We start from the raw sequence: 23,111 nt of genomic DNA on the forward strand, positions 1-23,111 counted from the left end.
TTCGCCCGCGCACGGGGAGCGGTCCCCCGCACACGGGGGCCGTTCTCGCCCCCAGCGGGAGGCCGTTCCCGCGCGGGGGGCCACTACCGTGGGGGGACTGCCGTGCGGGACTGCCGTGCGGGACTGCCGTGCGGGCCGCCATGCGGGGCTGCCGCCGAAGTGCCGTGCCGCCGTACGGAATCGGCCGCCGTACGGGACCCGCCCTCGCCCGGAACTCCCGCTGTGTGCGCTCGTTGAAACAACTGGTCGGAACCTGTGGCGGCGGCGGGCTCTACCGGTGTCCGCGGGACGACGGGCGGCCGAACCACCCATGGGAGCGCGCTACGGTGGGCGGACGGCCCGCGCACCCCCGCGCGTTCGGTCCGTGGAACGCCGGCTCGACGAAAGTGGGGACGACAGACCGTCATGGCTGAGCACAGGGTCCGGGTCACCCAGGACAGCGCATCCCGCTGGCGTCGCCGCGCGGGCGACTACGACACGCTCGCGGAGGCCCTGGCGGCCGCCGAACCGGGCGACACCGTGACCCTCCGGCCGGGCACCTTCCGGGAGAACGTGCTGCTGGACAAGCCGGTGACGATCGTCGCCGCCCACGGACCGGGCACCGTGCGGATCGAGCCCGCCTCCGGGGTGGCGGTGACCGTCACCGCCGCCGCCACCGTCCGCGACCTGGTCGTCGAGGGCGGCGAAAGCTCCGCCCCGGCCGTCCTGGTCACCGGCGCGCAGGCCACCCCCGCGTTCAGCGGCTGCCGGATCGAGACCCGTTCGGCCACCGGGATCGAGATCACCGACGGCGCCCGGCCGACCCTGCGCGGCTGCGTGGTCGCCAACCCGGGCGGACTCGGCCTGCGCCTGCGCGGCGAGGGCACCGCCGCCGCCTTCGAGGACTGCGAGGTCGCCGCCGCCGGCCAGGCCGGACTCGCCGTCCTCGGCGGTGCGACCGCCGCCCTCGACCGCTGCCGCGTCCACCACGCCTCCGGCGCCGGCGTCCTGCTCTCCGACCCCGGCAGCGCGGCCGAGCTGACCGGCTGTGAGATCTACGAGATCCGCGGCAGTGGTGTGCAGGCCGAGGCGCAGGCGGGTGGGCGGCTGGTCGACTGCGAGATCCACCGGGTCACCGGCAACGGCCTGACCCTGGACGGCGAGGCCGAACTGGTGCTGACCGGCTGCCGAGTGCACGACCTGCCGGAGAACGGCGCCGACCTGCGCGGACGCTCCCGGCTCAGCCTCGTCAACAGCACCGTCCGGGACTTCGGGCGCGGCGCGCTCTCGGTCTGGGACCAGGGCACCGAGGCCAGCGCCGAGTCCAGCCAGATCCACGGCTCCACCGGCGAGTACCCGGCGCTCTGGGTCAGTGACGGCGCCCGGCTCACCCTCACCGACTGCTCGCTGCACGACCTCCCGGACGCCCTGTTCGTCCTCGACCGGGACTCCGCCGCCACCGCGGAGGGCTGCTCGTTCAGCCGGATCCGCAGCTCGGCCGTCTCGGTCAGTGGCGGGGCCACCGTCTCGCTGGCCGCCTGCCGGGTCCAGGAGGCGGGTACCGGGCTCTGGTTCCGCGACCACGGCAGCGGCGGACTGCTCTCCGACTGCGAGATCTCCGACGTGGCGACCGGCGTGATCGTCACCAAGGGCGCCGACCCGGTGCTGCGCGACTGCACCGTACGGGCCAGCACCGACGCCGGGGTGTACGTCTCGGCCCAGGGGCGCGGCACCTTCGAGGACTGTCGGGTGTCGCACGGCAAGGGCTTCGGCTTCCACATCATCGACGGCTGCCGCACGCAGCTCACCCGGTGCCGGGCGGAGCAGAACGAGCGAGCCGGGTTCGAGTTCTCCGAGCCGGGGCCGGTCACCGAGGGGTGCACCTCGGACGACGTCGTGGCGGCGGGGGCCGGGCTCGCGTCCGGTCCGGCATCGGGGCGGGGGCCGGGGCCGGGGCCGGGGTCCGCCGGGCTCGGGACGTCGGGGCTCGGGACGTCGGGGCTCGGGGCCGCAGGCGTCGGGGCCGCGTTCGGCGGAGCAGACGTCCCCTCTCCCAGGACGGCCCAACTGGCCGCTGCAGCACAGGGCTTGGCCCCTGCGGCGGCAGCCTCGGCGACGATCGCCCCGATCCCGGACTGCCGACCGGCCGACGAGGCGCTCGCCGAACTGGACGCGCTGGTCGGGCTCGCCACGGTGAAGCAGGAGGTGCGGACCCTGATCGACCTGATCTCGGTCGGCCGGCGACGCCGCCAGGCCGGGCTCAAGGCCCCCTCGCTGCGCCGGCACCTGGTCTTCACCGGCGCCCCCGGCACCGGGAAGACCACCGTCGCCCGGCTCTACGGCGAGATCCTCGCCTCACTCGGGGTGCTCCAGCGCGGGCACCTGGTCGAGGTCGCCCGCGTCGACCTGGTCGGCGAGCACATCGGCTCCACCGCGATCCGCACCGCCGCCGCCTTCGACCGGGCGCGCGGCGGCGTGCTCTTCATCGACGAGGCGTACGCGCTCGCCCCCGAGGACGGCGCGCGGGACTTCGGGCGCGAGGCCATCGACACCCTGGTCAAGCTGATGGAGGACCACCGGGACGAGGTGGTCGTCATCGTGGCGGGCTACACCGCCGAGATGGAACGCTTCCTCTCCGCCAACCCCGGTGTCTCGTCCCGCTTCTCACGCACCATCAGCTTTCCCGACTACACGGCCGACGAGCTGCTGGAGATCGCGCGGGCGCAGTGCGCGGAGCACGAGTACGCGCTCTCCGAGGAGACGGAGAAGGCGCTGCTGCAGCACTTCGGCCGGCTGGAGCGCGGCCCCAACTTCGGCAACGGGCGCACCGCTCGACAGATCTTCGAGACCATGGTCGAGCGGCACGCCGTACGGGTCGCCCATCTCGCCGACCCGTCCACCGAGGAACTCCAGCTCCTCGTCCCCGCCGACCTGCCGACGGCACCGCTGCCGTAGGGGCTGCCCGCCGGCGGGTGGCCGGGGTGGCGGGGTGACAGGGGAGCGGGTGACAGGTAACAGATGACAGATAACAGATGATGAAATCTGTTCGCTGATATCTGTCATCTGAAATCTGTCGGTTGTCAGCTGTCACCCGCCCCCTGCCGATCCGCCGACCCGCCCGGCCCCGGCCGCCGTGTCATCCCGCCCAGGGGCCACCGGCGAGGAAGGACTCCAGCGCGGCCCGGTACGGCGCGATGTCGATCCGCTCACCGGCCAGCCATGCGTCCGAGTAGTACTTGTCCAGGTAGCGGTCCCCCGGGTCGCAGATCAGCCCGACCACACTGCCGGTCCGACCGGCCTCGCGCATCTCGGCGACGATCCGCAGCGCGCTCCACAGCCCCGTTCCGGTGGAGGCTCCCGCCTTCTTGCCGAGGACCTGTTCCAGCACCCGCACGGCGGCGATCGACGCGGCGTCCGGCACCTTCATCATCCGGTCGATCGCCCCCGGCACGAAGCTCGGCTCCATCCGGGGCCGGCCGATGCCCTCGATCCGCGAGCCGCTCTCACAGACGGCGTCCTGGTCGTGGCGCACCCAGCCGTCGAAGAAGCAGGAGTTCTCCGGGTCCGCGACGCAGATCCGGGTGTCGTACTGCATGTAGTGCACGAAGCGCGCGATGGTCGCCGAGGTGCCGCCGGTGCCGGCGGTGGCGACGATCCAGGCCGGTTCCGGGTGCGGCTCCAGGCGCAGCTGCGCGAAGACCGACTCGGCGATGTTGTTGTTGCCGCGCCAGTCGGTGGCCCGCTCGGCGTAGGTGAACTGGTCCATGTAGTGCCCGCCGGTCTCCTCGGCGAGGCGGGCGGACGCCTCGTACACCTCGTCCGACCGCTCGACCAGGTGGCACTCCCCGCCGTGGAACTGGATCAGGTCGATCTTGGCCTGGCTGGTGCTCTTGGCCATGACCGCGATGAACGGCACGCCGATGAGCTGGGCGAAGTACGCCTCAGAGACGGCGGTGGAGCCGCTGGAGGCCTCGATCACCGGCTTGCCGGGGCGGATCCAGCCGTTGCAGAGCCCGTAGAGGAAGAGCGAGCGGGCCAGCCGGTGCTTGAGCGAGCCGGTCGGGTGGGTGGACTCGTCCTTGAGGTAGAGGTCGATGCCCCACTCGGCCGGCAGCGGGAAGCGCAGCAGGTGGGTGTCGGCGGAGCGGTTGGCGTCGGCCTGGACCTTGCGCACCGCCTCCTTGAGCCAGGCGCGGTAGTCCTGGTCGGAGCGGTCGACGTCGACGGTCGGCTCGATGCCGCGCTCGGTTCTCATGATCGCTTCTCTCTCGTCGTGGCCCCCCACTGCTCACTACGAGTGTATGAGAGTCACGATAAGTGACATTTTTCGACGACCCAGCTTCCGCTTATTCCACCGCTTCCGTTCCGCCCACCCGACGTCCCGGCTTCCGAGAGGCCGACTCTCACGATCCCGGCTCCCGAGGCCCCAGCTCCCGGCTTTAGGCGAACTGCACGGGCACCGACTGCGGATCCGCCAGGTACGGTCCCCAGGCGAGCTCGGCCGCTCCGGCGAGCGCACCGTGCGCCAGCTCCGCGCCGACGATCGGCACCCGTCCGCTGCGCCCCCACAGGCTGCGTTCGGCGACCACCGCGCGCAGCCGCTCGGGCGCGGCCTCCAGCAGGTCGAGGTGCAGACCGCTGAGGACCACCCGGTCGGGGTTGAGGATGTTGGCGACGCCCGCCAGTCCGAGCCCCAGCCGGTCGATGACGTGCTCGACCGCCGCGCGCGCCCGGTCGTCCGTGGCGGCGGCCCGGCAGAGCTCGCGCGCCTGGTCGAGCAGCGGGCGCCCCGGCTCCGGGCGGAGGCCGGCGGCGGCGAACAGCGCGTCCGGGTCGGTCTCGGAGTTGAGGCAGCCGCGGTTGCCGCACATGCAGGGACGGCCCTGCGGGTCGACGGTGAGGTGGCCGACCTCCAGGGCCAGGCCGGCACTGCCGGTGTGCAGGTGACCGTCGATCACCAGCGCGCCACCGACGCCGCGGTGGCCGGAGGTGACGAAGAGCAGGTGGCGGGCACCGCGCCCGGCGCCGTGCCGGTACTCGGCGAGCGCGGCGAGGTTGGCGTCGTTGGCGATCGCGGTGGGCAGCGGGCGCAGCGCGTTCGGGCCGTGGTCGGCACGGCCGACCTCGACGTCGTACAGGTCGGCGACCGGGGTGCCGCTCGGCCAGGCGAAGTGCAGCGCGGCGAGCGCGGCGCCGTCCGGCTCGGTGACCGGGTTGGGCAGCGCGAGCGCGGCGCCCAGACAGCGGCGGTCGGTCGCGCGGGCGAGTTCGGCGCCCGCCTCGGCGACGGCGCGCAGCAGCCTGACCGGGTCGGTGGCGGCGGGCAGCGGCAGGTGGACGGGCTGGTCGAGCAGTCCGCCGAGGCCGGCCAGGGTGACGCTGAGCCCGTCGGCGTGGATCTGCCCGGCGACCACGACCGGGCCCTGCGGGTCGATCGCGAGCCGGTGCGAGGGGCGCCCGCGGCCTCCGCCGGCCGGGCGCGAATCGACGGTGATCAGGCCGAGCGCTTCGAGTTCGGCGGTGACCGCGCCGGCGGTGGCCCGGGTGACGTCCAGCGCGCGGGTGAGCGCCGAGCGGGTCGGCGTCTGACCGGTGTGGATCAGCGAGAGGGCGGGGCCGAGCAGCGTCCGACCGCGGTCGGGGGCCGCACGGCGGTGGCCGTCACGCTGGGCCTCAGGGTCGTTCCCGGTGCCGGGCCTCGGGCTTGATGGTGAGAGCTGCACGCCCCTATTGTGACTTTGTGTCGCTTCGAAACAAAATCCGCGCCCATTCCCGACCGGACCGCCCCTGCCCCCAGTCTCGCAGCACACCCCCGGTGGCCGACAGCCCCTGGAGTCCCGCACGCATCGCGCTCACCGCGTTCTTCGCGGTCGACGGCTTCCTCTTCGCCGCCTGGGTCGTCCGCATCCCGGACGTCCGCAGCCAGGTCAACGCCTCCCACAGCGCCCTGGGGCTCGCACTGCTGTGCCTGTCGATCGGCGCCGTCCTCACCATGCCGGCGGTCGGCCGGCTCTGCCTGCGGTACGGCTCGCGCCCGGTGACCGTCGGCTCGCTCGCCCTGCTCAGCCTCGCCGTCCTCCTGCCGGCACACACCCACTCGGTGGCGGACGCTCGGCGGCGCGCTGCTGCTCTTCGGCGCCGGGTACGGCGGGGCCAACGTCGCGATGAACAGCGCCGCCGTCGACCTGGTGGCGCAGCTGCGGCGACCCGTCATGCCCAGCTTCCACGCCGGGTACAGCTTCGGCGGGCTGGTCGGCACGGGCGTCAGCGGACTGCTCGCCGGACCGCTGACCACCGCCTGGGCGCTCGCGCTCAGCGGACTGCTGGGCCTGGCCGTCACCGTCGGCGCGGGCTTGGTGCTGATGCGCAGCCCCGCGGCGCCGGCGGTCGTGCCCGAACGGGGGGCCGGTGCGTCCGGGGCTACCGGCAACGGCGCGGGTCGACCGAACGCCCGGCTGCTGGTGCTGCTGCTCGGCGTCACGGCGCTGTGCACCGCGTACGGCGAGGGCGCGATCGCGGACTGGACCACGCTCCACCTCACCGACGATGTCCACGCGAGCTCCGCCGTGGCGGCTACCGGGTACGGCGCGTACGCGTTCGCGATGGCGAGCGGTCGGGTCGGCGGCACCTGGCTGTCCATCAGGCTCGGACAGACCCGACTCATGCTGCTCGGGGGCCTGACGGCCGCGGGCGGGATGCTCGTCGCCGCGCTCGCGCCGATGGCGCCGGTGGCGATCTGCGGGTTCGTCCTGGTCGGCCTCGGCCTGGCCAACCTCTTCCCGCTCGCCATCGCCCGGGCCGGGGAGGCAGGGGGCCCACAGGGCGTCGCCCTCGCGTCGTCCCTGGGGTACGGCGGGATGCTGGTCGGCCCGGTGGTGATCGGCTTCCTCGCCGACGCCGCCGGACTGCCGACGGCCCTCACCACGGTCGCGGTCGCGGCGACTGCGGCGGCCCTGCTGCCGCTGTCGGTCGGACGGCGGTTCCGGTGACGAGCGGCGGGTGACGGAGGGGCGGGTGACAGCTGACAGATTTCAACATCTGTCAGCTGTTTTCTGTTTTCTGTTCGCTGTCAGCTGTCATCTGTTCGTCGCAGCCCACCCCGCCGCGGCTCCCTCCACCCCTCGCTGACGGACCGGTCCGAGCAGTGGCAGGATGCGGGCCCATGACGACCAGCGAACGCTTCCAGGTACTGCGGGCGGCCGAGCGCCCCGCAACGGCGTGGCTCAACGGGGGCGGGGTGACCAGGGAGGTCGCCGGTTTCCCGGCAGGAGCCGGGTTGGACAGGTTCGACTGGCGGGTGAGTCTGGCCGACGTGGCCGCGGCCGGGCCGTTCTCGCCGTTCCCCGGCATCGACCGGGTGATCACCCTGGTCGAGGGCGCCGGCATGGCTCTCACCGTCGACGGTGACGAGCACCTGGTCGACACGCCGTACCGGCCGTTCCCCTTCTCCGGCGACGCCGCCACGAACTGCCGCCTGCTGGCCGGCCCGGTGGTGGACTTCAACGTGATGACGCGTCGCGGACGGATCGAAGCCAGCGTGGACCTGGCTACCGCGCCCACTGCGGTCGAGACCCAGGCCCGCAGCGCCGTCCTCGTCGTCTGCCTCGAGGGCTCGGCCGTCGTCGGCGGTCCGGCCTGCGTCGAACTCGCCCGCTACGACGCCGTCCTGTTCGACGACGCACCGGGCCGCCACGAGCTGCGCCCGGACGGCGTCACCGCCGTGATCACCTTCCGCACCGCCGACTGACCGGTCCACCACCAACGCACATCACCGAACGGTGCTGCCGCCCCCGGTCCCGGAGGCGGGAGCACCGTTCGCCGGTTCAGCCGCAGAGCACCGGCGTGGCGTGCGCCGGGTCGAGGGCGTTGGTCACCAGGTGAAGCGCGGTCGGTGCGAACGCGATCGCCACGTGCTCCACCGGCGAGATCGGGCAGTGGTCCTGCAGCACCACGTTGTCCACGCCCGGGCCGCTCAGGAACTGCGTGCGCCACGGGGTGACCACCTCGTCGTACACGGTCGAGATCACCGTGTACCGCACGCCGGGAACGGTGTCCGGGCGGGAGGCCATCGCCTTGTTGAAGTCGGAGCCGACCGCCTGGTCGCGGCAGGCCTGGCAGACGGTGTAGATCAGGTCCGCGACCCCCGGGAAGTACGGTGCGAGGTTGACGATCCCGTCGAGCGTCGTGCCGTGGTTGGAGGGGGCCAACCCGATCGACTTGTCGACCTTGGACGCACCGCCGAGGAACTTCAGGTAGTAGTTCGGCAGCATGCCGCCCTGGGAGTGGCCGACCAGGTCGACCTTGGCCGCGCCGGTGGCGTTCCGCACCAGGTCCACGAAGCGGGCGAGTTGGGCCGCCGAGTCGGGCACCGCACCGAGGCCGCCGATCGGCAGCAGCAGGCCGCTGCCGCTCGACGTGATGCCGGGGATCGTCCCGTAGTCGAGGGCGAAGACGCAGTACCCGAGCCCCTTGAGCAGCGGTGAGAGCGCCAGCCAGTTCTCGTAGCGGTTGGCGAAGGTGCCGTGCACCAGGACCACCGGGTTGGGGTGTGCGGCGCTCGGCCGGCAGGTCCAGTCGTTGGCGCCGGGCGGGGAGGCCACCGTGTCGCCGTCCGGGGGCAGTTCGGCACCGGCTGCGACACCAGGCGCGGCAGCGGGCGCGGCAGCAGGCGCGGCAGCGGCAGCGGCAGCCGAAGCGCCACCGACGACGGCCGGGAGCGGGGCCGCACTCGCCGGCGCCGCCGTCGCGCCCGCCAGCAGCGCGCCGGCCAGGAGTGCCGCACCGACGCTACTGCCGAGCCGTCGGTGCAAGGGACTTGCGGAGAAGCGGAGAAGTGGGGTTCTCAACTGTTGCCTCCACAGCGGAAGTTTGTTACCAACAGGTAACCCGAGTGGCTCAATCATGCGGTCGCCCCTCCGGCCCGGCCCTTGGGCGTTCCCCAGACCTGGACGGTGTTCTCTGTGACCGGTCACAACGGACCCCCCTGCACACCCCGCCGCACCCCCGACCGCGCAACCCCGAACACATCCGCACAGGCACCGGGTTGGCGCGTCCCGGCGATCGGAGGCCTCCCGGCCGACCAACGACTCCTGAGCTGCGCAAGGGAATTGGCGGAAGCGGTGGTCGCCACCCTGCTGGACCGGGTGCCGGTCTACCGCCGCCTGCCCCGCGAACAGCTCACCGGCGAACTCACCCGGGACACCGAGCGCCGGATCCGCGCCCTCGCGCACACCGTCCGCACCGGACTCCCCGCCCCCGCCGAGGAGTTCGCCGCCGTCCGGGACGCGGCCGCTCGACGCGCCGAGGAAGGCCTGCCGCTGGACGCCGTCCTACTCGCCCACCACCTCGGAGCAGAGGTCTGCTGGGAATTCGTCACCCGGCACGCCAGGGACGGAGAGGCCGCCGAACTGCTCATTCTCAACCGGCTGTTGCTCGACCAGCTCGGCCAGGCCACCACCGCCGCCGGCGCTGGCTACCTGGACGGCCGCAGACCGGCCGCCGATCTGCGGTCCGCGAGCCGGAAGTCCCTGCTCACCGCCCTGCTCGCAGGCACCCCCGCCGACGAGGCCGCCACCAGGGCCGGACTCCGGCTGCCCGCCCGCTACGCCGTGCTCTGCCTGTCCATCGCCGACCACCCCGACGAGCACTCCCCCGGCGTCGACCCGGCCATCGCCGCTCGCCGCAAGCTCCGCCGGCTCGGCGCCGAACTCGACCACCGCACCCGGCAGTCGGCGCTCACCGCGCTCACCCCTTCGGGAGGCCTGGTGCTCGTTCCGTTCGTCCCGTCGGCGGGTTCGTCGAGATCACCGGTGCCGAGCCCGCCGGAGGTGCCGCACGCGTCGGCGGAGTCAGCCGGCTCACTCGACTCAGCCGACCACGCCACCCCCGAAGCGCCCTGGCCCCACCTCGCCACGACCCTCGCCGCCGCGGCCCGGGCCGCCGGTGCGCCCGTCCTCGCCGGAGCGGCCGAGGCCGTGCCCGCCGAAGTGCCCGAGGCGGCCGCCCTCGCGTACGAAGTCCTCGACGTCGCCCGGGCGTTCGGGCGCCCGCCCGGGCTGCATCGGCTGGACGACGTACTGCTGGAGTACCAGCTCACCCGGCCGAGCCGGGCCCGCGCGCGACTCGCCGCGCTGATCGAACCCCTCGCGGACGCCGGGGCCGGGGAGTTGCTCACCACTCTGCGCACCCACCTGGCCTGCGGCCTCAACCGTCGGCACACCGCGAGCACGCTGCACCTGCACCCGAACACCGTCGACTACCGCCTGCGCCGGATCGCCGCGCTGACCGGTCTGGACCCGGCGCGCCCGGCCGACGTCCTGCGGATCACCGCCGCGCTCGCCGCCCGCACCGCCGAACAGGCCTCGCCCGTACGGTAGTCACGCCCGCAGCCGGAGGCCACGACGTACGAACCAGTAACCGAACGGCCCCACAGACGAACGAATCCAGCAGACGAACGACCCGACGGACGAACGGTCCGACGGACGAACAGCGCGACGAATAAACGGCCCGACGGACGAACGGCCCGGGGAACGAACGTCAGTCCCGCTCCCGCTCCCCCGGCAACCGCAGGTCCCACCCGACCAGGGCCCGCAGCTGCTCCGCCGTCACACCCTCCGGCACCGGCTGCGGTGCGTCGTGGCGCAGCGGCGGCTGCCAGCCGTCCTCCTCGGTCCAGCGCCGGACCACCTTGGCCGGTGCCCCGGCGATCACGCTGTGGTCGGGCACCTCGCCGCGCACCACCGCGCCCGCCGCGACCACCACGTTGCGGCCGATCCGCGCCCCCGGCAGGATCACCGCGCCGGTGCCGATCCAGCTGCCCGCGCCGATCTCCACCGGTTCGTTGCGCGGCCACTGCTTGCCGATCGGCAGGTCGGTGGCCCGGTACTCGTGCGCCTGATCGGAGATGTAGACGCCAGGGCCGGTCCACACGTCGTCGCCGAGCACGATCGACTGGTGGCCGACGATGTGGCTGTCCCGGCCGATCACGCAGCCTCCGCCGATCCGCACGATCGGCTCGGGCCCGAGGTCGAGGCCGGGCAGGAAGCCCGCGCTGATGGTGACTCGCTCACCGATGATCGAGAACGGCCCGATGGTGATCCACTGCTCGTTGAACACCGCCCCGAGCGGAAAGGCCAGCGTCGTACCGTCCCCCAGCTCGCCGAACCGGTACGGGCCCGGGCTCCGGTTGGTGACCGCGCCGTTCCGCTGCACCCAGCGCCAGCCCCGGTGGACGAGGCGTCCGGCGGCACGGCGGCCACCTGCCCGGACGGCGGAGACGAGGGAACGGGATATCGGCATGCGCTCACGTTACCGGCCCGTAGCTCGGGCCCGGCCGCCGGGCGGCCAACATCACACTGGTCCCACCAGCCCCAGCGGCCCCGCCCTCCCCGGGCACGGCTCCGGCCCCGATTCCGTCCCCGCCCCCATCCCCTCCCCGTCCCCGTCCCCGCCCCCATCCCGTCCCTGCCCCCGCCCCCGCCCCGGATCTCACCCCGCCCGCCGTACGGGACACCGCCGGGACGAGCACCGGCCGGGCCCACGCGCTTCCCTCCAACCGCCCCCCGTCCGACCTTTCGAAGACGTGCCCGATCGAAGGCGTGTCCGAAATCCGCGACCGCCGGGCGCCCGCGATGGAAGACTCCGCCCATGGAGATCACCGAGCACATCGACGCGCTGCGGCGCGAGGGCGCCCGGCTCGCCGAGGCCGCCGCCCGTACCGAGCTGTCCGCCCCCGTACCGACCTGCCCGGACTGGCAACTGGCCGATCTGCTGCGGCACGTCGGCTACGTCCACCGCTGGGCCACCGCCGTCCCGTCCCGCGGTCTGCGGACACCGCTGGACGACGCCGGTGCGGACGCCGTCGTCGGGCCCGTGCCCTCGGACACCGGGCTGCTCGACTGGGTCCGCGAGGGACACGCCGCCCTGGTGGACGCGCTCAGCGAGGCCCCGGCCGACGTCGAGTGCTGGAGCTTCCTGCCCGCGCCCAGCCCGCTGGCGTTCTGGGCCCGTCGACAGGCGCACGAGACGGCCGTCCACCGGCACGACGCCGACGCGGCCGCCGGAAAGCCCGGACCCGCCGCGGACACCCTGCTCGCCCTGGACGGCATCGACGAACTGCTGCGCGGCTTCATGACCCGGAGCCGGGCCACCGTGCGCAGCGACCGCCCGCGCACCGTCCAGGTCCGGGCCACCGACGGCACCGGCTCCTGGCGCATGACGATCACCCGGGAGCCGATGACCGTCAGCACGGACGACAGCCCCGAACCGGCCGACCTGACCCTCACCGGCCCGGCCCGTGACCTCTACCTGCTGCTCTGGAACCGGCTGCCCGCCGAGCAGGCCCGGGCCGTCGAGACCACCGGCGACCGGGACCTGCTCGCCCTGTGGCGCGGCGAGGCGACGATCCGCTGGTCGTGACGCCCCGGGAGCCCAGCGGTGTCATGGCACCGGGCACACCCCCCGCTCACGCCCCGGGAGTTCGGACGGTCAGCGCACCCAGGGCGCGGGACGCTTCTCCAGGAACGCCCGCATGCCCTCCTGCGCCTCCGCCGAGCCGAACAGCCGCGCCGACAGCTGCACGAGCTCGTCGGCGTCACGCTCGAAGGAACGCACGACGTCCGCGTTGGCCAGCCGCTTCGACTCCGCCAGCCCCTGCGGGGAGCCCTGGCGCAGCGCGTCCAGCAGTCCCTTCAGCACCACACCGGTGTCCTCGGCGGACTCGGTCGCGCTGGTGATCAGGCCGATCCGGGCGGCCTCGGCGGCATCGAAGACCTCGCCGGTGAGGTAGTAGCGGGAGGCGGCGCGCGGCTCCAGCTTGGGGCGCAGCGGCAGGGAGATGACCGCGGGCGCCAGGCCGAGCCGGACCTCGGTGAAGGCGAAGGTCGAGGCCGGTCCGGCGACCGCGAGGTCGGCGGCGCCCACCAGCCCGAGTCCGCCCGCCCGTACGTGCCCGTCGATGACGGCGATCACCGGCTTGGTGCAGTCCACGATCGCCCGCTGCAGCTCGACCAGGCCGCGCGGCCCGACCGTCGGGTCCGCGCCGGTCGCCTCGGAGAGGTCCGCGCCCGCGCAGAACACCTTGCCGGTGTGCCCGAGCACCACGGCGCGGACCTCCGGGTCGGCCGCGGCCGCCGCGAGTCCGGCGTGCAGCTCGGCCATCAGGCGGGTGGAGAGCGCGTTGCGGTTGTGCGGCGAGTCGAGGGTGAGCGTGGTGACGGCGTCGGCGGTGCTGACGCGGACGAGGGGCTCTGCGCTGGTCATCGGCGGGCCTGCCTTCCGGCTGAGGGTGGGTCGGACTGCGGGGCGCGGACCGGGGTGCCCGGACCGCGCCCGCACGACTCTGGCACGCCCACCCGCCGCTCGGCCAGAGCCAACCGCCCCCACCCCCGTCCCCGGGCCGAAAACCTGTGGTCACCGCAGGTGCGCCCACGGCAGCATCGTCGCCATGGCCACCGACGACACCCCCGTCCTGCTGCTCGCGCCGCGCATCAACGAGACGGGCCTCCAGCTGCGCACCGCCGCCGGGCGTCGCGGTCTGCGGGCGTCCGTCGCGTCGTCCTGGCTGGCCCCGCAGGAGCTGATCGGCGCGCCGGTGCACGTGTGCGGCGGGGTGCTGGACGGGGACACGCCGGTCCTGGTGAGCGAGGTGGTGCGGTTCGTCGCGGAGTACCGGCTGTTCGTGCTGGACGGCGAGGTGCGGGCCGGCTCGCGCTACGCGGTGGACGGTGACCTGTCCGTCGCACCTCTGTCGACGCCCGGGGCGTCCGCCGGAACACCCGCACCCCCCTGGGCGGTGACCGTGGCGGAGAGCGCCGAGGTGCTCGCGTTCGCCCGCGACGTCCTGGCCGCCGCCGCGGCCGCCGCGCCACTGCCGAGCGCCACCGTGGTGGACATCGGGCGGACGGAGGACGGCCGTTGGGCCGTGGTCGAGGCCAACGCGGCCTGGGCCAGCGGCGGTTACGCTGCCGACCCGGATGCCGTCCTCGACGTGGTGCTGCGCGCGGGCGGACCGGCCTCCCGACTCCCGGCGGGCGACCGCCCGTTCCTGCGTGACCTGCCCGAAGTGGTGCGCTGACACCGGTCGGGCGGTTCGTCCCCGGCGGACGGCCGGTCGGTCTCCCCGTCTCCCGGCCCCCAGGTCTCCCCGTCTCCCGGTCCCCGGGTCTCCCCGTCTGCCGGCCTGCCGGTCTGCCGGTCTGCCGGTCTGCTGGCCTGCCGGTCTGCCAGCCTGGCCGTTCTGCCGGTCTGCCGGGGCCTGGGCTTGCGGCATCGGTGGATCATGGCCCAGGATCCGCGCCATGAGCAGTTCTCACCTCACCCACATCACCGAGCCTCCCGGGGTCGCGCCCGGCACCGGCTACACCCACGTCGTCACCGGCACCGGGCGGCTGGTCCAGGTCTCCGGTCAGGTCGCCTTCGACGAGCAGCGGAACCTGGTCGGCGCGGGCGACCCGAAGGCGCAGGCGCGGCAGGTCTTCGAGAACCTGCGCCGTTGTCTGGCCGCCGCCGGGGCCGGATTCGAGCACGTCGTGAAGTTCACCTTCTTCATGACCGACATCGAGTACCTCTCGGCCATCCGGGAGGCCCGCGACGAGTACCTGGGGTCGCTGCCGCTGCCGGCCGCCTCCGCCATGCAGGTGGCGGCGCTGTTCAAGCCCGAGGTGTTGATCGAGATCGAGGCACTGGCGATCCTCCCCGAGTAGGTTCCGACCTCCTTCCGGGGCACCGGGGCGTCCGGTCTCACGCCGCCCCGAGGCGGCCCGCGTCCCGGCGCCCGGCCCACCGGACGGCGGGACGCATCGCCAGCCCGGCACCCGCCAGCACCGCGCCCAGGATGATCCAGCCGACCGTCCCGTAACCGATGACCAGGGTGCTGACCAGCCCCGGACCGGCCATCAGGGCCGCCGCCGTCCCCGCGTTGAACACGCCCTGGTAGGCACCGTGGTCGCGCTCGCCCGCGAGGTCGTAGCTGAGCGCCCAGCCGCCCGCCTGCCCGACCACCTCGCCGACCGACTGCAGGGCGACCCCGCCGAGCACCACTGCGGCTGCGAGGACCGCGGGCAGGCCGTGCGCCAGCGAGACGACCAGGCAGGACGCCGCGAGCACCACCCCGGCGCGCCCGCAGGCCCGGACGGCCCCCGTCCGCTCCTCGGTGCCCCGGGTGGCGCGCAGCTGCAGGGTGATCACCAGCATGGTGTTGACGATCAGGGTGCCGGCGACGGTGATCCGCGGCGCCTCGGTCTCCTGCACGATCCACAACGGCACGCCGACCTCCAGGACGGCGAACTGCAGGCAGAGCACGGCGTTCAGCACGGTCACGGCCAGGAACGGCCCGTCCCGCAGTGCCGGGTTCCGGCGTCGGCCCAGCTTGACGCCCTTGCCGGAGGGGTCCGACGGCTCCGCGACCGTGCTCCCCGCCGCCGGCTCATCCGCTCCCGGGCCGACCGCGGGCGGCTCGGTCGCATCCGCCCCGACCACCACCGACGGCCGCCGCGGGACGGCGAGGCGGTGGAACAGCACCGCGACGGCCACGTACGAGGTGGCGTCCGCCAGGATCGCCGTCAGGTAGACCGGCCGGCTGTCCAGTTGGAGCGCGATCGCGCCGAGGGCCGTCCCCAGACAGAGCCCGACGTTCGTCACCACCCGCAGGTGGGCCCTGCCCGCCACCCGGCGGTCGGCGGGCAGGGCCTCGGCGTAGAGCGCGTTCCGGACGGCGGCGGAGCCCCGGTCGACGGCGGAGACCAGGCAGGCGAGCGCGACGAACGACGGATAGCCGTCGACCAGCACGTATCCGGCGGTGGCGACGGCCTGGACCGACACCAGCACCACCAGCACCCGCCGGGCGCCCCAGCGGTCGGCGGCCCGGCCGGCCGGCACACTGGCGAGGACCCCGCACAGCCCGGCGGCGGTCATCCCGAGGCCCAGCTGCGCGGCGCTCAGGCCCAGCACCCGGGTGAAGAACAGCACCGCGACGGAGAGGGACAGGCCGCTGCCCACCGTGTTGACCAGGGTGATCCCGGCCAGCCGACGGACCATCGGGTCAGGGTGCAGACGCCGTCTCAGGGCGGGCACGACCCCGGTGTCAGGCGGGTTCGCGGGCAGGGCGGAAGAAGGTGCGGAGGACTCCGCCGTCGAAGTGGTCATACGACGATCCCACCGCTGGCCGGAGCGGTCCCGGTAATCCTTTAGGCTCCGGCTGAATCCAACGCCCGACACCCCTGCCCGCTCGCCCGTCCACTCGCCCGCCCGTCAGGCTCTCAGGCCCTCAGGCCGTCAGGCCGTCAGGCCCTCAGCCCCTCGGATCCCCACAGAAGGCCACCCGTGCACCGGTTCACACTCCGCCTGGCGGACCTCGCCACGACCTCGTTCGCCCTGTCCCCGATCCACGAGGCCGTGCTCAGTCTGCGGATGTGGACACACCCGGGTGTCTACTGGCTCCAAGCGCAGGCCTTCGAACAGCTCCGGCCCGCCTTCGAGCAGCTGGCCTCGCGCCCGCTGCTGCTCTCGCTGGTCGCCCGGAACCGCTGGGTCCCGGACTTCCTGACCCCTCGCCCGACGTCCCCCTCCCCCGACTTCCACTCCGAGCTCGCGATCGTCCGCGCGCTGCCACCGGAAGAGCTGCGTGACGAGCTGGAACAGACCTTCCGCCCGCACAACGGCCCACTTCCCGCCGCACTCTCCGCCGGACTGGCCGCCCCGGAGAGGCTACTGGCGCGGATCGCCGACGCGCTGGAGGAGTACTGGGAGGTCTGCCTCGCGCCCGCCTGGTGGCCGCAGGCCCGCGCGGTCCTGGAGGCCGACCTGGTCTACCGCGCCCGACTGCTCGCCCAGCACGGCGCCGCCGTCCTCTTCGCCGACCTCGACCACCGGCTCCACTGGGAGAACGGCGTCCTGTCGATCAACCGGCACTGGGCCGACGGGGACGTGGAGACCCCGGTGGAGGGGCGCGGTCTCGTGCTCTGCCCGACCTTCTTCGTCCGCGGTGCGATCACGATGATCAGCAACGCCCGGGCGCCGCAGATCAGTTACCCGGCACGCGGACAGGCGGGGATGGCCGGGCGGGGCACGCCGGTGCCGACGCGAGCCGTGCGGGCACTGGTCGGCGCGCCGAAGGCCCGGCTGCTGGCACTGCTGGCCGAACCGGCCTCCACCACCGACCTCGCCTACCGCCTCGGCGTCACCCCCGGCGCGGTCAGCCAGCACCTGTCCGTCCTCGCCGCCACCGGCCTGGTCACCCGCGCCCGGCACGGCCGCTCGGTGCTCTACCGGCGCAGCCCGCTCGGGGACGCGCTGACGGGCGCGAACAACTGACAAGCGACCACCGACAGCTGGCACCCAACAGAACAGAGAACAGATGACAGATGACAGATGACAGATGATGAAATCTGTCATCTGTTACTTCTCCGCCCGCCCTCACCCGGCCACCTCCACTGGTACAGACCTGTTGACGCATTGGTCCAGTCCTCCTACAGTGCCCATGCCCTCGCCCCCCACGGCCGGGGCACCGATCGCGCACGGATCACCACCCGGTTCTACGGCCCCCTGTCCCAACCCCCCACAGTCACAGGGAGAACCATGTCCGCTCGATCCCGAGCCGGACGCCCGCGCCTGCGCAGCAGACTGCTCGCGGCGCTCAGCGTCCTGCTCCTCCCGCCGGCCGCGCTCACCGCGCTGGCCGCTCCGGCGAACGCCGCCGGCAGACTCACCGCGACCTTCACCACCACCGACAACGGCTCCTGGTGGCAAGGCACCTACATCGTCCACAACGACAACGCGACCGCCGTGTCCGGCTGGACCCTGGAGTTCGACCTCCCCGCCGGCGTCACCCTCGGCAACACCTACAACGGCACCGCCACCGTCAGCGGCCGGCACGTCACGGCGACCGCCGCGTTCTACAACTCCACCGTCAACGCCCACAGCACCACCGAGCCGTACAGCTTCTGGTTCGTCGGCACCGGCCCGGTCTCCATTCCGCTCAACTGCCGTATCAACGGCGACAAGTGCGACGGCACCCCCGACGTCCCGCCGTCCGCGCCGGGTGCCCCGACGGTCACCGAGTCCACCGCCCACACGCTCGCCCTCAGCTGGCCGGCCGCCACCGCCGGCGACTATCCGGTCGCCTCGTACGACGTGCTGAACGGCAGCACCGTCCTCGCCTCCAGCACGACCGCCAACGCCCTGGTCAGCGGTCTCACCCCGGCCACCTCGTACACCCTGACCGTCCGCGCCAAGGACGGCCGCGGCAACACCGGCCCGCTCAGCGCGCCGGTCACCACTACCACCTTCGACCCGGCCACCGACCCCGTCCCGCCCACCGCGCCGGCCAACCTCCGTACCACCGCGGTCGGTCCGACGGACGTGACGCTCGCCTGGAACGCCGCGACGGACAACGTCCGGGTCGCCGCGTACGACGTCTACCAGGGCGGCACGCTCGCCGCGACGGTCACCGGGAGGACGCTGACCGCGACGGTCTCCGGCCTCTCGCCGTCCACCGCCTACACCTTCACCGTGAAGGCCCGCGACGCCGCCGACAACGCCTCACCCGCCTCCGCCCCGCTCACCGTGACCACCTCCGACCTGGTGGGCGCCGGGAAGTACGCCCGGGTCGGCTACTTCGTCCAGTGGGGCATCTACGGCCGCCAGTACTTCGTCAAGAACCTCGACACCTCGGGCAGCGCCGCCAAGCTCGACGTCATCAACTACGCCTTCGAGAACATCGATCCGGTCAACCTGACCTGCCTCGCGGGCGTCACCAAGGGCACCACCGCCGACCCGCAGGACCCCGACCAGGGCACCGGGGCCGGTGACGCCGACGCCGACTACGCCCGCCCGATGAGCGCCGCCCAGTCCGTGGACGGCGTGGCCGACGACGGGTGGGGCAAACTCCGCGGCAACTTCAACCAGTTGAAGAAGCTGAAGGCCAAGTACCCGAACCTGAAGGTGGTCGTCTCGCTCGGCGGGTGGACGTACTCCAAGTACTTCTCCGACGTCGCCGCCACCGACGCCTCCCGTCAGAAGTTCGTCAAGTCCTGCGTCGACACCTGGATCAAGGGCAACCTGCCGGTCTACAGCGGTGCCGGCGGCGACGGCGTGGCGGCGGGCATCTTCGACGGGTTCGACCTGGACTGGGAGTGGCCCGGCTCGAACGACGGCCACGCCGGCAACCACTGGAGCAACAACGACAAGGCCAACCTGACCCTGCTGCTCGCCGAATTCCGCAAGCAGCTCGACGCGTTGGGCGGCTCGCACAAGCTGCTCACCGCCTTCACCCCGGCCGACCCGGCGAAGGTCGCCGCCGGCTGGGACCTGGGCAGGATCTTCGGCTCGCTGGACATCGCCAACGTCCAGGGCTACGACTTCCACGGCTCGGGCAGCGACAACTCCTGGGAGCCCGCCCGCACCGGCCACCAGGCCAATCTCTACCCGGACCCGAGCGACCCGTACACCGTCCACTTCAGCGTCGACGCGGCCGTCCAGACCTACCTCGCCGCCGGAGTCAACCCGCGCAAACTGACCATCGGCTTCCCGTTCTACGGACGCGGCTGGCAGGGCGTCGCGGACGGCGGGGCGAAGGGCGTCTGGCAGTCCGCGACCGGCGCAGCACCGGGCCAGTTCGCCGAGGAGGCCGGGACGCGCGGGTACCAGAACCTGATCAGCGGCGTCCCCGCCCTCACCGTCTACCACGACGCCAAGTCCGTTGCCACGTACGGCTACACGGGAAACGGCGGCCAGTGGTGGACCTTCGACGACGCCTGGTCGATCGCCCAGAAGGCGGCCTACCTCAAGTCGAGGAACCTGCTCGGCGGCATGATCTGGGAGATGTCCGGCGACACCCCGTCCGGCACGCTCATGACCGCACTCGACACCGGTCTGGCGTGACGCGGACCGGCCCGGGCCCAGGACCGAACCGGTCCCGGTGACCGGCGAGGAGTCCCGAGACTGACAGGTGCGGGGCCGGTGCTCCCCCTCCCTCGTGGAGGAAGCTCGTGGAGGAAGACCGGCCCCGCACCCGCGACCCGACACCCCGCGCGCCTACCGCGAAGCGATCGACGTCAGCTTCCGTGCCGCCCGGTACTGCCGCAGCACCTGGGAGAAGGTGGTGTGTCCCTGGGTGGTCCGGGCGAAGGCCCGCCAGGCCGCCGGCACCAGGCAGACCGCCGCGTGGAACAGGTACGGCCGCCGCTCGAAGGCGCCGAGCAGCTGCTTGCCCGCCCGCATCTCCACGCCCAGCCCGGCCTTGATCGCGAACGCGTAGTTCAGCGCCTCGCGCCGCACCGCCGCCGCGTCGCCCGCCTCGGCGACCTTGACCGCCCATTCCCCGGCCAGCCGGCCCGAACGCAGCGCGTACGAGATGCCCTCACGGGTCCACGGCTCCAGCAGTCCGGCCGCGTCGCCCGCGACCAGCACCCGGCCGCGGGAGAGCGGCGAGTCCTCGGCCCGGCACCGGGTCAGGTGCCCGGATTCCACCCTGGGGGTGAACCCGGACAGGCCCAGTCGACGGATGTAGTCGGCCAGGTACTGCTTGGTGCGCTCGCCGTCGCCGCGCGCCGAGATGACGCCGACGGTCAGGCTGCTGGTCTCGGTCTTCGGGAACACCCAGCCGTAACTGCCGGGCAGCGGGCCCCAGTCGAGGTGGATCCGGCCCGCCCAGTCGGCGGCGACCTGCGGCGGCACCGGGATCTCCGCCTCCAGGCCGAGGTCGATCTGGTCGAAGGTGACGCCGACGTGCCGGGCGATCCGGCTCGCGCTGCCGTCCGCGCCGACCACCGCGCGGGCCTCGAAGGTGCGCCCGTCGGCGGCCGTCACCAGCGCGGTCCGATGCTCGCCGCCGCGCTGCTCGACCCCGGTGACGGTCACTCCGGTGACCAGCACCGCCCCGGCCGTCTTGGCCGCCTGCACCAGGCGCAGGTCGAACTCGTCCCGGTTGACCAGGCCGAACAGCATCCGCCGGGAGCGCTGCGTCCGGGTGTACCGCCCGTCGTACGCGAAGGTGACGGCGTGCACCCGGTCCTGCAGCGGCAGCCGGAAGTCCGGCGGCAGGCTGTCCCGGGAGGGGCCGATGATGCCGCCGCCGCAGGTCTTGTAGCGGGGGTGCTCGGCCTTGTCGAGCAGCAGGACCCGGCGGCCCTGGACGGCGGCGGCGTACGCGGCCGAGGAACCCGCAGGTCCGGCGCCGACCACCACGACGTCCCAGACGCCGTCCGGCGGCGCGGCCGCGTCGTCGACCTGCGCGGCCACGTCGTCGACCGTCGAGGCCGCGTCGTCGAGGGCCGGAGCCGTCTCGTCGAGCGGGCTGCCGAGCGGGCTGCCGAGCGGGCTACGGGAATCGGAGCTTCCGGAGTCAGTCACGTCGAGCAATCCTATGCGTCCGCCCGCCCCGGCGGACGCCGCACCACCACGGCCACGCCCGCGCGTCTCGGAACCTCCACAGCCCCGCACCCCCGCGCTCCACCGGCGACCCCCCTTCCCCTCCCCCGGCGAGCGCAGCGCCCGGCCGCAGCGCCCGCCCGCCCGGCCGGAGCACCCGGCCCCACGGGGCTCCCGATTCCGCGCCGCCTATGATCGGCGGTACCCCGACCGCCCCCGCCGCCCGCGGCACCCCGCCGGCGAGCCCACCCCACTCGGAGCCCCGATGTCACAGCCCCTGGCCGACGCCGTCCGGTCCCTGATGGACCGTGCCCGCACCGACCTCGCCGAGCTGGTCGCCTTCCCGTCGGTCGCCGACCCGCGCCAGTTCCCGGCCGAGGAGTGCGAGAAGGCCGCACGCTGGGTCGCCGACGCCTTCGCCGCCGAGGGCCTGACCAACCTCCAGCTGCTCGACACCCCGGACGGCACCCAGTCCGTCTACGGCGAGCTGCCCGGCCCCGAGGGCGCCCCGACCGTCCTGCTCTACTCGCACTACGACGTCCAGCCCCCGCTCGACGAGGACGCCTGGCTCAGCCCCGCCTTCGAGCTGACCGAGCGTGACGGCCGCTGGTACGGGCGCGGCGCCGCCGACTGCAAGGGCAACATCCTGATGCACCTGACCGCCCTGCGGGCGCTGCGCCAGGTGTACGGGGACACCTACCCGGTCAGTCTGAAGATCATCGTCGAGGGCTCGGAGGAGCAGGGCACCGGTGGCCTGGAGCGCTACGCCGAGGCGCACCCCGAGCTGCTCGCCGCCGACGTCATCGTCATCGGCGACGCCGGCAACTTCGCCCCCGGCCTGCCCACGGTGACCACCTCGCTGCGCGGCATGACCGTGGTCGAGGTCTCGATCACCACCCTGGCCGGCAACCTGCACTCCGGTGCGTTCGGCGGTGCCGCCCCGGACGCGCTGCAGTCCCTGGTCCGGGTGCTGGCCTCGCTGCACGACGAGAACGGCGACGTCGCGGTCGCCGGGTTGAGCGCCGACCAGACCTGGGAGGGCGTGCAGTACCCGGAGGAGAAGTTCCGCGCCGACGCCAAGGTGCTCGACGGCGTCTCCCTGACCGGCACCGGTACGGTCGCCGACCGCCTCTGGGCCCGCCCGTCCGTCACCGTCCTCGGCATCGACGCCCCGCCGGTGATCGGCGCCACCTCCTCCGTCCAGGCCGCCGCCAAGGCCCTGGTCAGCCTGCGCGTCCCGCCGGGCATGGACTCCGCCGCCGCCCAGGACGCGCTGGTCGCCCACCTGGAGGCGCAGGTCCCGCTCGGCGCCAAGCTGACCGTCGAGCGCCAGGGCAACGGCGCCGCGTTCCTCGCCGACACCACCGGCCCGGCGTACGAGGCGATGGGCGCGGCCATGGCCGAGGCGTTCGGCACCGCGATGGTCTCCTCCGGCGAGGGCGGCTCGATCCCGCTCTGCAACACGCTGCGCTCGCTCTACCCGCAGGCCGAGATCGTGCTGATCGGCGTCGAGGAGCCGACCACCCAGATCCACGCGGTCAACGAGAGCGTCGACCCGCGGGAGCTGGAGCTGATGGCCCTGAGCGAGGCGCTGTTCCTCCGCCGCTACGCCGAGCTGCGTTCCGCCTGACGGACCTCGGGCCGGGGGCTGCCGCTCGCGGCCCCCGGCCCCGGCCGCCCGCCGCGCCCCCGACGGGTGGGCATTGCCATAACCTCAGAGCCCACAGGGCCCAACACTCACCCCACACCCACCCCGCAACAACACC

At 73.6% G+C, this 23,111-nt stretch carries 16 protein-coding genes and 1 pseudogene; 10 read left to right on the top strand and 7 right to left on the bottom strand.

The features are described from left to right. The first annotated feature begins 405 nt into the window (after positions 1-405). Positions 406-2,934 (top strand): right-handed parallel beta-helix repeat-containing protein, encoded by a 2,529-nt coding sequence (locus ACZ6Y7_RS36490; RefSeq protein ID WP_465762272.1) that lies wholly within the window; start codon positions 406-408, stop codon positions 2,932-2,934. 181 nt (positions 2,935-3,115) lie between these two features. Here the strand turns inward: ACZ6Y7_RS36490 and ACZ6Y7_RS36495 are convergent, their stop codons facing one another. Next, entirely contained in the window at positions 3,116-4,234 is a 1,119-nt protein-coding gene (locus ACZ6Y7_RS36495) for a PLP-dependent cysteine synthase family protein (protein WP_465762273.1), read from the bottom strand. 184 nt (positions 4,235-4,418) lie between these two features. Further along, positions 4,419-5,603, bottom strand: coding sequence for an ROK family protein (locus ACZ6Y7_RS36500; protein ID WP_465762294.1), 1,185 nt, complete (start codon positions 5,601-5,603; stop codon positions 4,419-4,421). A 116-nt stretch (positions 5,604-5,719) separates the two neighbouring features. On the opposite strand from ACZ6Y7_RS36500, the pseudogene ACZ6Y7_RS36505 reads away from it, so the two are divergent. Beyond that, positions 5,720-6,968 (top strand): annotated as a pseudogene (locus ACZ6Y7_RS36505) (MFS transporter). Positions 6,969-7,141: 173 nt separating this feature from the next. Then, positions 7,142-7,726 carry a HutD/Ves family protein gene (locus ACZ6Y7_RS36510; RefSeq protein ID WP_465762274.1) on the top strand — a complete coding sequence of 195 codons (585 nt, stop codon included), beginning with the start codon at positions 7,142-7,144 and terminating at the stop codon, positions 7,724-7,726. A 76-nt stretch (positions 7,727-7,802) separates the two neighbouring features. Here ACZ6Y7_RS36510 and ACZ6Y7_RS36515 read toward each other — a convergent pair whose 3' ends face one another. Beyond that, a complete protein-coding gene (locus tag ACZ6Y7_RS36515; RefSeq protein WP_465762295.1) occupies positions 7,803-8,735 on the bottom strand; it encodes an esterase/lipase family protein in 933 nt (310 codons plus the stop codon). A 351-nt stretch (positions 8,736-9,086) separates the two neighbouring features. On the opposite strand from ACZ6Y7_RS36515, the gene ACZ6Y7_RS36520 reads away from it, so the two are divergent. After that, on the top strand, positions 9,087-10,355 hold the full coding sequence (locus tag ACZ6Y7_RS36520; RefSeq protein WP_465762275.1) for a PucR family transcriptional regulator: 1,269 nt from the start codon (positions 9,087-9,089) through the stop codon (positions 10,353-10,355). A 160-nt stretch (positions 10,356-10,515) separates the two neighbouring features. On the opposite strand, the gene ACZ6Y7_RS36525 is transcribed toward ACZ6Y7_RS36520, so the two are convergent. After that, on the bottom strand, positions 10,516-11,277 hold the full coding sequence (locus ACZ6Y7_RS36525; RefSeq protein ID WP_465762276.1) for an acyltransferase: 762 nt from the start codon (positions 11,275-11,277) through the stop codon (positions 10,516-10,518). Between the two features lie 348 nt (positions 11,278-11,625). On the opposite strand from ACZ6Y7_RS36525, the gene ACZ6Y7_RS36530 reads away from it, so the two are divergent. Further along, a complete protein-coding gene (locus tag ACZ6Y7_RS36530) occupies positions 11,626-12,396 on the top strand; it encodes a maleylpyruvate isomerase family mycothiol-dependent enzyme (RefSeq protein WP_465762277.1) in 771 nt (256 codons plus the stop codon). 69 nt (positions 12,397-12,465) lie between these two features. Here ACZ6Y7_RS36530 and ACZ6Y7_RS36535 read toward each other — a convergent pair whose 3' ends face one another. Continuing rightward, on the bottom strand, positions 12,466-13,239 hold the full coding sequence (locus ACZ6Y7_RS36535; RefSeq protein WP_465762278.1) for an enoyl-CoA hydratase family protein: 774 nt from the start codon (positions 13,237-13,239) through the stop codon (positions 12,466-12,468). 184 nt (positions 13,240-13,423) lie between these two features. On the opposite strand from ACZ6Y7_RS36535, the gene ACZ6Y7_RS36540 reads away from it, so the two are divergent. Next, complete coding sequence (locus tag ACZ6Y7_RS36540) at positions 13,424-14,053, top strand: ATP-grasp domain-containing protein (RefSeq protein WP_465762279.1); 630 nt, start codon at positions 13,424-13,426, stop codon at positions 14,051-14,053. Between the two features lie 223 nt (positions 14,054-14,276). Next, on the top strand, positions 14,277-14,681 hold the full coding sequence (locus tag ACZ6Y7_RS36545) for a RidA family protein (protein WP_465762280.1): 405 nt from the start codon (positions 14,277-14,279) through the stop codon (positions 14,679-14,681). Positions 14,682-14,718: 37 nt separating this feature from the next. On the opposite strand, the gene ACZ6Y7_RS36550 is transcribed toward ACZ6Y7_RS36545, so the two are convergent. Further along, entirely contained in the window at positions 14,719-16,014 is a 1,296-nt protein-coding gene (locus ACZ6Y7_RS36550) for an MFS transporter (RefSeq protein ID WP_465762281.1), read from the bottom strand. Between the two features lie 285 nt (positions 16,015-16,299). Here ACZ6Y7_RS36550 and ACZ6Y7_RS36555 point away from each other — a divergent pair, with 285 nt between their 5' ends. Together ACZ6Y7_RS36555 and ACZ6Y7_RS36560 are read left to right on the top strand one after the other, a co-directional pair. Continuing rightward, positions 16,300-17,289, top strand: a complete 990-nt coding sequence (locus tag ACZ6Y7_RS36555; protein WP_465762282.1) for an ArsR/SmtB family transcription factor — start codon at positions 16,300-16,302, stop codon at positions 17,287-17,289. A gap of 264 nt (positions 17,290-17,553) precedes the next feature. Next, the gene (locus ACZ6Y7_RS36560; protein ID WP_465762283.1) at positions 17,554-19,857 is read left to right on the top strand and encodes a glycosyl hydrolase family 18 protein; all 2,304 of its coding nucleotides are present in this window, start codon (positions 17,554-17,556) and stop codon (positions 19,855-19,857) included. Positions 19,858-20,010: 153 nt separating this feature from the next. Here the strand turns inward: ACZ6Y7_RS36560 and ACZ6Y7_RS36565 are convergent, their stop codons facing one another. Further along, complete coding sequence (locus ACZ6Y7_RS36565) at positions 20,011-21,216, bottom strand: geranylgeranyl reductase family protein (protein WP_465762296.1); 1,206 nt, start codon at positions 21,214-21,216, stop codon at positions 20,011-20,013. A gap of 394 nt (positions 21,217-21,610) precedes the next feature. Here ACZ6Y7_RS36565 and ACZ6Y7_RS36570 point away from each other — a divergent pair, with 394 nt between their 5' ends. After that, positions 21,611-22,975: a M20/M25/M40 family metallo-hydrolase gene (locus tag ACZ6Y7_RS36570; protein WP_465762284.1), complete on the top strand. Its 1,365-nt coding sequence runs from the start codon at positions 21,611-21,613 to the stop codon at positions 22,973-22,975. Positions 22,976-23,111: the final 136 nt, after the last annotated feature.

This window comes from Kitasatospora sp. NPDC053308, assembly GCF_055585785.1.

What these genes read in the sequence shown, in the direction of transcription:
- ACZ6Y7_RS36525 (WP_465762276.1), bottom strand. Translation starts at nt 11,277, where the DNA reads ATGCCGATATCCCGTTCCCTCGTCTCCGCCGTCCGGGCAGGTGGCCGC.
- ACZ6Y7_RS36540 (WP_465762279.1), top strand. Translation starts at nt 13,424, where the DNA reads ATGGCCACCGACGACACCCCCGTCCTGCTGCTCGCGCCGCGCATCAAC.
- ACZ6Y7_RS36545 (WP_465762280.1), top strand. Translation starts at nt 14,277, where the DNA reads ATGAGCAGTTCTCACCTCACCCACATCACCGAGCCTCCCGGGGTCGCG.
- ACZ6Y7_RS36570 (WP_465762284.1), top strand. Translation starts at nt 21,611, where the DNA reads ATGTCACAGCCCCTGGCCGACGCCGTCCGGTCCCTGATGGACCGTGCC.
- ACZ6Y7_RS36490 (WP_465762272.1), top strand. Translation starts at nt 406, where the DNA reads ATGGCTGAGCACAGGGTCCGGGTCACCCAGGACAGCGCATCCCGCTGG.
- ACZ6Y7_RS36495 (WP_465762273.1), bottom strand. Translation starts at nt 4,234, where the DNA reads ATGAGAACCGAGCGCGGCATCGAGCCGACCGTCGACGTCGACCGCTCC.
- ACZ6Y7_RS36510 (WP_465762274.1), top strand. Translation starts at nt 7,142, where the DNA reads ATGACGACCAGCGAACGCTTCCAGGTACTGCGGGCGGCCGAGCGCCCC.
- ACZ6Y7_RS36550 (WP_465762281.1), bottom strand. Translation starts at nt 16,014, where the DNA reads ATGGTCCGTCGGCTGGCCGGGATCACCCTGGTCAACACGGTGGGCAGC.
- ACZ6Y7_RS36535 (WP_465762278.1), bottom strand. Translation starts at nt 13,239, where the DNA reads ATGACCAGCGCAGAGCCCCTCGTCCGCGTCAGCACCGCCGACGCCGTC.
- ACZ6Y7_RS36560 (WP_465762283.1), top strand. Translation starts at nt 17,554, where the DNA reads ATGTCCGCTCGATCCCGAGCCGGACGCCCGCGCCTGCGCAGCAGACTG.
- ACZ6Y7_RS36530 (WP_465762277.1), top strand. Translation starts at nt 11,626, where the DNA reads ATGGAGATCACCGAGCACATCGACGCGCTGCGGCGCGAGGGCGCCCGG.